At 42.8% G+C, this 12,376-nt stretch carries 10 protein-coding genes and 2 pseudogenes; 6 read left to right on the top strand and 6 right to left on the bottom strand.

The window, feature by feature from the left end:
* Positions 1-154 precede the first annotated feature (154 nt).
* The 6 genes from WDM69_RS07420 to WDM69_RS07395 all read right to left on the bottom strand — a co-directional run bounded on the left by WDM69_RS07420 (position 155) and on the right by WDM69_RS07395 (position 7,187).
* On the bottom strand, positions 155-1,123 hold the full coding sequence (locus WDM69_RS07420; RefSeq protein ID WP_338755237.1) for a MetQ/NlpA family ABC transporter substrate-binding protein: 969 nt from the start codon (positions 1,121-1,123) through the stop codon (positions 155-157).
* A 144-nt stretch (positions 1,124-1,267) separates the two neighbouring features.
* On the bottom strand, positions 1,268-1,951 hold the full coding sequence (locus WDM69_RS07415; protein ID WP_078308362.1) for a methionine ABC transporter permease: 684 nt from the start codon (positions 1,949-1,951) through the stop codon (positions 1,268-1,270).
* 1 nt (position 1,952) lies between these two features.
* On the bottom strand, positions 1,953-2,705 hold the full coding sequence (locus WDM69_RS07410) for a methionine ABC transporter ATP-binding protein (RefSeq protein ID WP_338755904.1): 753 nt from the start codon (positions 2,703-2,705) through the stop codon (positions 1,953-1,955).
* A 234-nt stretch (positions 2,706-2,939) separates the two neighbouring features.
* A complete protein-coding gene (locus WDM69_RS07405) occupies positions 2,940-4,670 on the bottom strand; it encodes a HAMP domain-containing sensor histidine kinase (protein WP_078308361.1) in 1,731 nt (576 codons plus the stop codon).
* 129 nt (positions 4,671-4,799) lie between these two features.
* Positions 4,800-5,522: a response regulator transcription factor gene (locus WDM69_RS07400; RefSeq protein ID WP_338755236.1), complete on the bottom strand. Its 723-nt coding sequence runs from the start codon at positions 5,520-5,522 to the stop codon at positions 4,800-4,802.
* 249 nt (positions 5,523-5,771) lie between these two features.
* Positions 5,772-7,187 (bottom strand): hypothetical protein, encoded by a 1,416-nt coding sequence (locus tag WDM69_RS07395; protein ID WP_338755235.1) that lies wholly within the window; start codon positions 7,185-7,187, stop codon positions 5,772-5,774.
* A gap of 515 nt (positions 7,188-7,702) precedes the next feature.
* On the opposite strand from WDM69_RS07395, the gene pilG reads away from it, so the two are divergent.
* From pilG to WDM69_RS07365, 6 genes and pseudogenes are all read left to right on the top strand, one after another.
* The gene (gene pilG, locus WDM69_RS07390) at positions 7,703-8,080 is read left to right on the top strand and encodes a twitching motility response regulator PilG (protein ID WP_078308356.1); all 378 of its coding nucleotides are present in this window, start codon (positions 7,703-7,705) and stop codon (positions 8,078-8,080) included.
* A 38-nt stretch (positions 8,081-8,118) separates the two neighbouring features.
* Positions 8,119-8,481 (top strand): response regulator, encoded by a 363-nt coding sequence (locus WDM69_RS07385; protein WP_078308355.1) that lies wholly within the window; start codon positions 8,119-8,121, stop codon positions 8,479-8,481.
* A 6-nt stretch (positions 8,482-8,487) separates the two neighbouring features.
* On the top strand, positions 8,488-9,021 hold the full coding sequence (locus tag WDM69_RS07380; RefSeq protein WP_078308353.1) for a chemotaxis protein CheW: 534 nt from the start codon (positions 8,488-8,490) through the stop codon (positions 9,019-9,021).
* A 127-nt stretch (positions 9,022-9,148) separates the two neighbouring features.
* A pseudogene (locus WDM69_RS07375) lies at positions 9,149-9,456 on the top strand (RNA-guided endonuclease InsQ/TnpB family protein); the annotation flags it as partial.
* Positions 9,457-10,002: 546 nt separating this feature from the next.
* Positions 10,003-11,046, top strand: a pseudogene (locus WDM69_RS07370) (methyl-accepting chemotaxis protein); the annotation flags it as partial.
* Positions 11,047-11,298: 252 nt separating this feature from the next.
* Positions 11,299-12,330 (top strand): CheR family methyltransferase, encoded by a 1,032-nt coding sequence (locus tag WDM69_RS07365; protein WP_078308350.1) that lies wholly within the window; start codon positions 11,299-11,301, stop codon positions 12,328-12,330.
* The last annotated feature ends 46 nt before the right edge of the window (positions 12,331-12,376 follow it).

The following is a 12,376-nucleotide window of genomic DNA, read 5'->3' as shown; positions in this document are numbered from 1 at the left end:
AGTAAAACTTATCGCATTTAACAATTGCCTTATATCCACCGCCTGAAGGCGCAGGTTTACGGCAACGGAGGATAAAAGCGATTATTTTACCAACAAAAAAGGGTTTACTAAAAAAAGTGGGTTGGTTTTGCTTTTTGTTATTTTGCTTAAGGGCTTATTGTGTCTCTGGAGCCGCTTGGGCAGTTGCTGTGTCAGCCTGTGGTTGCTCACCCCAAATGGCAGGGTATTTGTAACCGGGGAAAGTGCTGTGAGTATATTGCTTAAAGCTGTCTGAGTTGTAGGCATTAGTCACGTCCTGTACCCATTTGGCATCTTTGTCTGCTGTTTTCACTGCTGACCAGTTAACATAAGCAAAGCTTTTTTCTTGATATAAGGCATCGGTCAACTTGATGCCAGCGTCGGTGGCGTAGTTGCCGTTAATGACTGCAAAATCAACTTCTTCACGAGCTCTTGGCAACTGAGCCGCTTCCAACTCAACGATGTCAATATTCATCGGGTTGCTGGCGATGTCAGCTTTTGAGGCGGTGAGTGGGTCAATGCCATCTTTTAGAGTAATCCAACCCAAATCATTCATCATCACCAACGCACGAGCGAAGTTACTTGGGTCATTAGGAGCAGAGACTTTCATACCGTCAAAAGCGTCGGTTAAGGCAGTTTTTTTGCCAGAATAGATGCCAAGCGGTGCGGTTGGGACTTGGAAGACTTCCACCAAATCCAGATTGTTTTCTTTTTTAAAGGTGTCTAAGTATGGCTTATGTTGAAAGACGTTGATGTCCAAGTCGCCTTCTGCCAATGCCAAGTTAGGACGCACATAGTCGGTAAAGGTCACAAGCTTGACTTCATAACCTTGAGATTCTAAGTCAGCTTGGACTTGATTACGCACCATGTCGGCAAAATCCCCTTCGGTTGTGCCAATCACAATGGTGGATTTGTCTTTGGGGGCATCAGCAGAGGTGGTGGCATCGCTACTGGTTGTGCTGTCTGTGGCAGCGGTGTCTGTTGTGTCAGCACTGTTTGTGCCAGCGTTGTTGTTACAGCCAACAAGTACCAAACCAGACAAACCAGCAATGGCAGCCGCTGAACAGATGCGTTTATTGATGGAATAAAGGTCAAATGATGTCATATGAGTGTCCTGAATTAAATGGTTTAAAATTAAAATGATTAAACATGAACGAGGTAATATACCGCAATTAATGAGATATATCCGTGAAAAATATTTGGCTGATGTTGAATAAAATTCTTCATAAAAAAATGCTTCATAAGCCAGTTAGCGTTTGTCTAATTTACTTGCCAACCAATTACCAAATCCTTGAATGCCAATCACCATGACCGATAAGGCAATGACGATAAATACCATGACTTCGGTCTGATAACGATAATAACCATAGCGAATTGCTAAGTCACCCAAACCGCCACCACCAATCATACCTGCTGCTGCTGAATAGGACAACAGACTGATGCACAAAATGGTTATTGACAGCACCAATCCAGAACGAGCTTCGGTCAACAGCACCTTGATGATGGTCAAAGGGTTGGCTCCCATGGATTCAGTCGCTTCGATGATACCACGGGGAACTTCACGTAAATTTTGCTCCACCAAACGAGCAAAATAAAATGACCCTGCAATGGCAAGTACCAGTGACGCAGCAATCGGGCCGATGCTTGTGCCAATCAAAGTTTTGGTAAATGGACTCATGGCAATCATCAAAATCACAAACGGAAATGCCCGCATAAAGTTGGTAAAACCACCCAACACAGCATATAATGGCTTATTTTGCAACAGTTGACGATCACTGCTCAAAAACAAAAACACCCCAAATACGCCACCAATTAAAATCGCAACGGTGGTAGAAATGCCCAACATGATAAAAGTGTCAATGGTTGCTCGCCAAATCTCTGGCTTTAGTGTCCAAAGTTTATTAACCGCTTCATTTAAATCCATGGCAGCCATGTCAATCCTCCTGCACCAGCACCAGACTTTGACCCACTGGGGTGGTGGCATGAATTTCGCCATCACGAATGTCAGCAACTTCTAATAGATGCCCTTTATCTAACAATGCTGTTCGATGACAGAGTCGACGCAACACGCTCATTTCATGGGTAACAATGACAATGGTTACACCCAGCTGTTCGTTAATGTCTTTAAGTACCGCAAGCAAACTGCGTGTGGTGGCAGGGTCTAAAGCACTGGTTGGCTCATCAGCAAGCAAGACTTTGGGGTTTGGGGCAATGGCACGAGCGATGCCAACCCGCTGTTTTTGTCCACCTGACAGTTGGGCAGGGTAATGGCTCGCCCTGTCGCTAAGCTCAACGATATCAAGGCATTGCATGATACGCTGATGACGTTGTGCTTTTGGATAGCTTGAAACTTGTAAATTAAAAGCAACGTTGTCATAGACGGTGCGATTTGCCATTAGGTTAAACTGTTGAAATATCATACCAATATGATGACGGGCTTTGCGTAGTTGATTGGCGGACAGATTGGTCAATACTTGGCCATCAATGATGACGTTGCCAGAATCAGGCTTTTCCAGTAGATTCATCAGTCGCAATAGGGTGGATTTGCCAGCTCCTGAGTAACCCATTAAACCAAAAATCTCTCCTTGCTTAATGTGTAATGACAGTGGTTCAACCGCTGTGAACCAATGCGATTTGCCATCTTTTTGACTTTGGAATTTTTTACTGACTTGTTCTAAAACTATCATGATATGGGCAACTGACTTTGGTTGACTGATGGGTAATAAAAAATGGCTAAAAAATGGGCAAAAAGTGGGTGAAAACTGGGTGGTTAAAAAGACGATGTAATATATCATAGCTGGCATATGCCTGCATCTGTTTAACAGATAAAAGCTTATGAAGATTTTGCATAATCAGCATAAATAATTTGCATTAATGAGTTGCATGTCCACATCAAAGTGCGTCGTGCATCAAGTTGCGATTTATTTAGATTTGATTGGCAGTACCACCAAAAAGCGGGTATGTCCTTGCCAAGTGTCGGTAATGATATGACCTCGATGAGCTTCAACAATTTGTGCCACCAAAGACAGTCCTAGCCCAGAGCCTTTTTTTTCTTGTTTTAGACGGACAAAGGGACTAAAGATGTCTTCACGTTTGTCGATTGGCACGCCTAAACCTTGGTCGATGACTGCCAACACAGCATGGCGATAGACGACAGTGGGTAGGGGCTTTTGTCGCATTTTTGCCAAAGTTTCTTGGGCTTTTTGAGCCGTATCACTCATGGCGATACGGGCGGATTTTTTATGGTTTTTGTTTGGGTGTGCTTTTGGGGAATGCTTATCATGTTCCTTATCAAGAGTATGGTGGTTGTTAAGATTGTGTGGGCTGTCAAGATGATTAAGATTGTCGTATTGGTTTGAATGTTGAGTTGTCAGAACGGGGTGGTTGATATTGGTGTGAGCCAAATCGGTATGAATGACATCGACATCAGTGTCTTGTTTATCAGCCCCTAATGTATCAACAGTCAATGTATCAACAGCCAAGCGAGTGGGGATAAACTCAACTTGTTGCATGTTTTCCACGCCATACACATACACTTGCACAGGCGGTATGCCATGTATCATGGCATTATTCAGTAGATTGCGTATTAGGTGAGTCAGTAGTTGTGGTTGTCCGTCAATGATGATTGATTCACCATAAAGATGAGATTTAGGGTAGTGTTGTGATTCTTGTTGTACAAGGGTGTATAGGTCTAATCGTTCAACCTGTTGTAAGGCATGCCCTGCATCTAGACGGCTGACCAATAAAATACTTTCAACCAATTGATTTAAACCAGACAAGTCTCGGTTAATGGCAGCAGCTCGCTTATCAAATTTAAGCTTTTTATCTTCGCTTAGCTCTTGTGCCAGCATGTCCATCATCTCAACTTGTAGGCGGATACGAGTGATGGGCGTACGAAGTTCATGTGAGGCATGTGCCAATAACAAATTATTGGCAGCGACCAGCTTTTCAATTTTTTGTGCTGCTTGGTTAAAGCCCCTTGCCAAGCTTGCGATTTCATCATCGCCATGCACACCAACCCGAGCAGTGAAGTCTCCTTCACCAAGCTGGGCAAGTTGATGATTTAATTGATTGATTCGCCACGTCATCGAACGAGCAATCCACCATAATACCCCAGCCATCAGCATCAATAACAACAATGTGCCTGTGAATAAGTTAAGCACCGCTGATAACGTTGAGCGATGCGGTTGATGTCTGGGTTCATATAGGACGGTATGGCCTGTGCTACTGGTAATTTGTGCTTGGATAGGGGACACTGTCCCAAACAAAATGGGAAAGTTACTCATCAGCCAAGAAGGTTCTTCTGGCAGTTTGGCAGGCAAATCGGCGTTATCAGTCTTAAACACCAAATAACCATCAACAGAATACAAGCCAATTTTGGCATCAAGTGAATCATCGAAGATTTCAAAAGTTTTTTTGACCACTGCCAGCATGATTTGAGCTTTGATGGGGCTGTCAGACGCTTGAGCTTTTTGCAAAAAAGGCTCAACTTGGTTCACTAACTGACTGGCGACCGCTCGAGTTCTTAAACTGGCAGAATTATTTTGTACCGACTGGTTTAACAACAACATGGCAATGGCAAATAATATCAGTGCCACAAGGACACTGACAAATAATTTGGCAAATACCGAACGAAATTGAAACCAACGCATTTAAAACCATTTACCCATACTAACTACCCATACAAATACTAACTACCCATACAAAACAACTGTCCATACAAATTAAGACCATACAACTTAAAATACATCGAATTAAAATACATCGAAATTAAACATGCCCTAAATTTGATCAGTGGCAAACTGATAACCCACACCACGCACGGTGATGATGCGTTTGGGTTGGCGTGGGTTGTCTTCAATCAACGCACGCAAGCGAGAAATATGCACATCAATGGCACGATCGATGTTGTCTGAGCTGTCATCATTGGGCATGGCTTGCCATAACTGCTCACGGCTTAGCACCTTGCCAGCATGGGTGGCAAAATAATGTAATAACTGAAATTGATGGGTGGTCAGACGTACTGATTGCTCATCAATGGTTACTTCATGGCTATCAGGAAAAATACTCAATCGCCCAAAAGTTAAGCTCTCTGATTGGTTGTCAGTGTTATTGGGTAATTCATGACGACGCAACACCGCACGAATACGAGCCAATAACTCTCTTGGTTCAAAAGGCTTAGAAATATAATCATCTGCTCCCATCTCTAACCCCAACACACGGTCAGTGGTGTCACCTTTGGCGGTCAACATGATGATGGGAACTTTATTGATAAGATTGTTTTTGCTGTTGCGAATTTTTTGACAAACCTGCATGCCGTCCATATCAGGCAACATCAAGTCTAATACCAACAAATCAATGTCTTGCTCTTTGACATCTAACATCTCTAACCCTTCGGTGGCGGTGGCTTTGGCGGTAACATCATAGTAATTCATTGACAGATAATCACCGATAAGCTCAGACAAATCTGGGTCATCTTCAATCAATAAAATATGCTTGCTCATACTTGGTTATCCTAATAAAGTGTAAAAAAACAAAAAGTAAAAATAAAAAAGTGAAATTGAATAAAACCATCAATAAAGGTTATGATGCCCAAACATGAAGCAACATCTCAACAGCTAAAATGTTACCAAGACAGCTGTCTTTTTGCTGTGAGCGTTGGCTATTTTGCACAATGGTAAATTTATTTAAACACCTGTTGATGATGTTGCCTTTGTGCATGTTTGTGCATATCGCTGTTAGCAATACAAACGCTAAGGCATAAGCCTTGCCACTTTACCTTCGGCACTTTTTGGCAAATTTGCCAAACATATTAACACTTCTGGCGGAATACCAGAAACCAGATATTGCTGAGTTTGAGCATCATATCGCACCACCATGATAGGCTGGCGAGTCAAGGTCAAATCTTGGTTGATGATCCACACATAAGCCTTGATTGGGGCAGCAACATGGGCATGGGGCTGTAAAAATGCGGACAAATCTGCACCCATCACCGCCGACTTTGCCACCAAAGTACCAACTTCAATCTGACCATAATCCACTTTACCTTGTACCCATAGCCCTTCTTTTAAATAGGGGCGTGACTTATCATCTTCAATGACAGTGATGGTTACTGCCAAACTTTTGTTGCTGATTGGGTCTATTTTAGCAATTTGCCCTGTCATTTTTATGGGCATGACCGTGTTTTGTGGTGAGAAATTGACCACCTGCCCAACCGAAATCTGTGAACGAGTGTATTCTGGCAATATGCTGATAAAATGAAACTCTCGAGTATCGCTAAAAGTGAGCAACGGTTGTCCTTGGTTTAATGGTGTGGACTTGTTAATATATGGCAAATAACTGTGCATCACTTGTCCTGTATAAGGGGCAAGCAGTTCGGACACCACCGCAGATGGGGTGATTTGTTTTAGGGCGGTTGCTTGAATTTCTGGTGTTTTCTGTGGAGGTGGATGACCCACCGCAAATGTTCGCCGTTCTGGCGGTGGGCTGTTGTCTTGCTCAAGAGCAAAGGCATCGCCATCAGAGATTTCGCCAGTGATATGATTGTCGCCATTGTCGCCAAAGACGTGAGCGTTATCTGTGTTGTCATCATAATCATTTGCCCCATGATTATCTTCATGGGTTGTTTTATTGGTCATTTTGTCATCTGAGCTTTCATTGTCTGGGCTTTCATCATCTGGGTCTGTTTGATTGGCATCAGGCACGCTGTCATCGTTAACGCTGTTATTGTTAATATTGCCCCAATCATTATCATCAATGAGCGATTGAGGTAATGATTGGGGCAATGGTGGGGGTGCGATTGATGGCTGTTTGATTATTTGATAGCTCAGTAACACATCACCCTTTTTTACCCATTGGTTAGGTTTTACAAACACTTCTTTGATTTGCCAGTTGGCTTCTGCTTTTAAGAGATGTTGAGTTTTGGGCAACAGACGACCATAGAGCGTCAAATGGGGTTGATAACGTTCAGGCTTGAAGTTTTGAATATGCTCATCAGCCAGCGTGACCCGAGTTGGGGTAATCGTAACCACATGATGGTTGTTTTGGTTGCTATGATGGTTATGGTTATTTGCCTGCTGTCTATTGGCTTGTCCATCATTGTCATGGTCGTTGATTGCCAAATGATTAAGGTGAGGTGCTTGCTCACAAGCACTCAAACCCATTAACATCAAAATAACAAGAACCTGCCAACATTTTGCTGGCTGAGTTAAATAAAGGCGATTAAAAAAAGACTGTTTGAGCATAGAAAATGATAAAATAACCAGCACAACCACCAAACTGAGCAAAAGCCAAACGTAAGTAAAAAGCAATCAGATGGCTGTTATCTTAAAAACTGTCATCTTAAAAAATGTCTTTCTTATCATATCAAAATAAAATAGCAAGATAAGACACCAAGACAAGACACAAATATTGACAAATCGATAAAAATAAGTGGAAATTATCCCTTAATTATGCTAAAAATTGCACAGTACAGTATGTCAGCTGATGTTAAGTGGTTGTTAACCAACAGTGGATTCGACAGTCAGCTTAGACGTTATTATATGACGTAGATGTTATATAAGACGCCATGATAAGCGCCATGTGTCATATATCATAGGCAAATGCTTGCATTTTATCGACAGTAAGATACTATTTTATTTGGTTGATTTATACAACTCCTTTATTTAAACAATAGGACAACACAATGGATAATAATTTTGAAGGGTTAAAAGTCATGATTATTGATGACTCAAAAACCATTCGCCGTACCGCAGAGACTTTATTACAAAAGGCAGGTTGTGATGTGGTAACAGCAGTCGATGGGTTCGATGCCTTATCAAAAATCGTTGACAATAACCCAGACATCATTTTTATAGACATTATGATGCCACGCCTAGACGGTTATCAGACCTGTGCCTTAATCAAAAATAACCCAGAATATGCCAACAAGCCAGTCATCATGCTGTCTTCAAAAGATGGTTTGTTTGATAAAGCCCGTGGACGCATTGTCGGTTCTGATGAATACCTAACCAAGCCATTTAGTAAAGATGAGTTGTTTGGGGCGATTGAACGTTATCGTTAATCACGACACAGATAACGATACAGATATAGGAGAAAGGCATGACTACCGTGCTCGTTATTGACGATTCACCGTCTGAGTTGGCAAAGTTTCGTGAGCTACTGAGCAAGAATAACTACACCATGTTGGAAGCCACCAATGGCGAAGATGGGGTAAAAATGGCACAGGAGCAACTGCCTGATGTCATTTTAATGGACGTGGTGATGCCAGAGATGAATGGCTTTCAAGCCACCCGAAAAATCACCAAAAACTCAGCCACCGCTCATATCCCAGTCATCATTGTCAGCACAAAAAATCAAGAAACCGATCGGGTTTGGGGTAAACGCCAAGGAGCAAAAGAATATCTGACCAAGCCGGTGGAAGAAGCCGAGCTTTTACGCATCATTCGCACGGTAGTGAGGTAAAACAGCGTGGCTGCTAAAGGGTTTATTGAGCTTCTTAGGCTGGCAGATTTGGCAGAAGCCAGAAAGTCAGGTCGTCATAACATTCAAAAATCACAGTGGACAGGCATTGTCTTTGAGATGGCAGGTGAGCGTTTTGTTGCTCCGATGGGAGAAATTAACGAAGTGCTGTCATTTCCAGAGTACACCAGTGTGCCACTTGTCAAGCCGTGGTTGCTTGGGGTGGCAAATGTGCGGGGGCGATTGCTTCCTTTAACCGACATGGTTGCATTTTTGGGGCAAGATAATAAAGTTCGTCTCAATCAAAAAAAAGTGCTGGTTGTTGACCAAGAGCCTTATTACTTAGGGTTGGTGGTTGATCGAGTGATGGGCATTCAGTCATTTGTTGAAAGTCAGTACCGAGCAGAAGCCTTACCCATTGATTCACCATTTGCCAAATTTAATCATGGCAAGTTTTATAAAGATGAACAAGATTGGTTGATATTCATGCCAAGCTTGCTGGTGCAAGATAATCGCTTTATGGATGCCGTGGCGGTGAATTAAGTCAGTGAATTAAATGACTTACGATTTTATCCAGTGTTGCCGTAAAACCACCCACTTCAGGGGGTGGATACAAGGCAACTTAAGTAGTTATGCTTACGCATCGACCGCTGTTTAGTGTGGCGTCCTTTTTAACAGTAAAAAAGGCAAACTAGCCAAAAGCGTATATGACGCAGGTTGGTTTGAACTCAAACGACAACTGGAATACAAATGCAAGCATGCAGGTTGTCGTTTTGAAATCGTGAATGAGAAATACACTACCCAAACCTGTTCGCACTGTGGCGATATGTCCAGTAGTCCGAAAGGTAGAGCAGGTCTTGGAATAAGAGAATGGACTTGTGCAAAGTGTGGCACATGGCATGATTCAGATTTAATGCCAGTAAGAACATTCTTGCGGTGGGGCTTCACCGTCTTGCAGAAGGAATCCCCGAACGATAGGGAGGGGAGGAAGTCAAGACACATTCTATGACACCACATTCTATGACACATTGTTTTAGCGTTGTTTTAACGTTGTTTTATGACAAATTGATGACAAGCCAGTCAATTTATGACAAGTGAATTAGTGAATTTATGATAAGCCAATCATTTCGATTGTTTTGTGCAATCCAATATTAAAACATCATCACATCAAATTATGATGCCAAACCACATCATTAGGTATTGAGGACAATCACCATGAGTAATGCAGTAGCTCCCACTGACACAGGCATAAAAAAAACGTCTGGCAATAAATGGAGTGCGATTTTATGGATATTTGCCGTCGTTGCGGTCATTAGTATTTTATTGGTGTTGTATGCCATTTATGCCGATATGGGAACGAACATGGCAATGGGATTTGGTGTGGCAACCGCCATTGGGGTGTTGGGCACAGCATTTAGTGCCAATAAAGCCATCGGTGGACGACAAGTCATAGAAAGGCTACAGCTGGAGCGTGAAACACTGCGTCAACGCCAAGAGATTGAGGTGGAATCTGAGCGGGCACGCAAAATTCAAGAAGAAAACGAACGCAACCAGATGGCGATTTTGCGTCTGCTTGATGAATTGGGTGACTTAGCGGAAGGTGATTTGACCGTTAATGCCACGGTATCAGAAGACTTCACAGGGGCGATTGCTGACTCAGTGAACTTTGCGATTGACCAACTTAGACAGTTGGTATTGGCAATTAACAGCACTGCTGATAAAGTTGCTCAATCATCAGAACAGACTCAGATGACAGCGGTGGAGCTTGCTGAAGCATCTGAACATCAAGCTCAAGAAATTGCTGGTGTGTCTGCCGCCATTAATGAGATGGCGGTGTCGATTGATCAAGTGTCTAACAACGCCACTGAATCAGCATCGGTTGCCCAGCGTTCGGTTGCCATTGCCCAAAATGGTGCAGACACTGTACAACGCTCAATTGAAGGCATGAACACCATTCGTGACCAAATTCAAGAGACTTCTAAACGCATCAAACGTTTGGGTGAATCATCACAAGAGATTGGTGATATTGTCAGCTTGATTAACGACATTGCTGAGCAAACCAACATCTTGGCGTTAAATGCCGCCATTCAAGCATCGATGGCAGGGGAAGCAGGTCGAGGTTTTGCGGTGGTTGCAGATGAGGTTCAGCGATTGGCAGAGCGTTCAGCTAACGCCACCAAACAGATTGAAACTTTGGTTAAAACCATTCAGGCAGATACCAATGAAGCGGTTATGTCAATGGAGGTTACCACCACCGAGGTGGTGCGTGGGGCAAACTTAGCCAAAGATGCAGGTGAAGCACTCGAAGAGGTGCAGACCGTATCTAACAACTTAGCAGACTTAATTCAAAACATCTCAAACGCTGCCCAACAGCAGGCATCATCGGCAGGCCATATCTCCAGCACCATGAATGTCATTCAAGACATCACCGCCCAGACTTCGTCAGGTACGTTGGCAACCGCTCGTTCTGTTGGTCAATTAAATGAGATGGCGGCAGCCTTGCAAGAATCAGTATCTGGCTTTAAGTTATCTGAAGATGATGTTTTTACCGCTGATGTTGATTTATAAGTTTTGATGGGGTTGTCAGCTGCTTATTAAAAGCCAAAGTTATTAAAAGCCAAAGTTATTAAAAGCCAAAGTTATTAAAAGCCAAAGTAGCCTTCTGTTATTGACTATTGACTGTTATTGTTGCCGACCTATTAAGGCATGATTTGCCAAACTGTAAATACTTAAATAAACCGCAAGAAACATAAACCGCAAGAAATTTGGCTGACATAACTCAAAACGTCAGTATGATGGATTGATGGATATCAGGTGAACATGAAACGTGGACTTATCAATCCTAAGCAGTGGCTGGTATACATTGAGCAACAAATTGGCTTTATATTACCAACTTCTCAACAGCTTTGGTTGACTCATGCGATTGAGCAGTTTGCCAAGCAATCAGCGATAAGCACAGAAACACTTTGGCAGTCCTTGCCAAATGACAAAGGCTTACAACAACGCTTTATTGACCATGTGGTGATTGCTCAGACCCATTTTTTTCGTCATAAGCCTTCCATTGAGTTTGTGACGCAAGTGGTTGGCGGTCGGTTGTCTTATATTCTTACTCATTCTGAACTGTCTGATTTGAGACCATCACCAAGCACGATGCCAACCATAACAACACCAACCATAACGCCCACGTCTTCTAATCGCATATTCTCTAATACTTCAAATGCAACAACGGACGCAGTTAAGGTGTGGTGTGCAGGTTGTTCAACAGGTCAAGAAGTGTGGTCGCTGGCAATGGCGATACACAATCAGGTGTCAAAGCTGACGGATAATACTGAGAATTGGTTAGCCAATTTGAGTATACTGGGTACAGATGTCAGTCTTTCGGCGATTGAGCAGGCAAGGCAAGCACGATATCCCAAGCGTCAGCTGATAGAAATACCCAAGCAATACCATTGCCATGTTCATCATAATGATGCTAAGCAGGGTGAAGATGGTCAGGATAAAGACAACGGTAAAAGCAGCCATAAAGTAAATAAAGCAGATACAGAGCAGTTTTGGCAAGTCTCCAGTCATTTATTTGCAATGGTGAACTTCGTTCAGAGTAATTTATTTTTGCCAGCAAAGACTGCCCAAGCAGACATGTATGATGTGATTTTTTGTCAAAATTTGCTGATTTATTTTCGAGAATTTGACCAAAGGGACTTGTTGGCTCGGTTTGTCAAGCACTGCCGTGTGGGTGGCTATTTGTTGTTGGCCCCCGGTGAAGCCATGTCATGGCAACACCCTTTAATGAAACGAGTGAAAAGGACAGACATCAACGCTTGGCAAAAAGTGGCCAACACAAATGCGTCTTGAGCAAATGTGTGTCTATTTGTATGGGTGATAACAACAGATGATAAAG

Origin of the sequence: Lwoffella lincolnii, assembly GCF_037201985.1 — a bacterium.
In the GTDB taxonomy this organism is placed as follows: Bacteria; Pseudomonadota; Gammaproteobacteria; order Pseudomonadales; family Moraxellaceae; genus Psychrobacter; species Psychrobacter lincolnii.
The sequence above is the reverse complement of the archived record's forward strand: the minus strand, read 5'-3'. Positions and strand labels throughout refer to the sequence as shown.

Excerpts from the sequence above, each read along its gene's own strand:
- WDM69_RS07420 (WP_338755237.1), bottom strand. The coding sequence starts at position 1,123 with ATGACATCATTTGACCTTTATTCCATCAATAAACGCATCTGTTCAGCG.
- WDM69_RS07415 (WP_078308362.1), bottom strand. The coding sequence starts at position 1,951 with ATGGCTGCCATGGATTTAAATGAAGCGGTTAATAAACTTTGGACACTA.
- WDM69_RS07410 (WP_338755904.1), bottom strand. The coding sequence starts at position 2,705 with ATGATAGTTTTAGAACAAGTCAGTAAAAAATTCCAAAGTCAAAAAGAT.
- WDM69_RS07405 (WP_078308361.1), bottom strand. The coding sequence starts at position 4,670 with ATGCGTTGGTTTCAATTTCGTTCGGTATTTGCCAAATTATTTGTCAGT.
- WDM69_RS07400 (WP_338755236.1), bottom strand. The coding sequence starts at position 5,522 with ATGAGCAAGCATATTTTATTGATTGAAGATGACCCAGATTTGTCTGAG.
- WDM69_RS07395 (WP_338755235.1), bottom strand. The coding sequence starts at position 7,187 with ATGTTAATGGGTTTGAGTGCTTGTGAGCAAGCACCTCACCTTAATCAT.
- pilG (WP_078308356.1), top strand. The coding sequence starts at position 7,703 with ATGGATAATAATTTTGAAGGGTTAAAAGTCATGATTATTGATGACTCA.
- WDM69_RS07385 (WP_078308355.1), top strand. The coding sequence starts at position 8,119 with ATGACTACCGTGCTCGTTATTGACGATTCACCGTCTGAGTTGGCAAAG.
- WDM69_RS07365 (WP_078308350.1), top strand. The coding sequence starts at position 11,299 with ATGAAACGTGGACTTATCAATCCTAAGCAGTGGCTGGTATACATTGAG.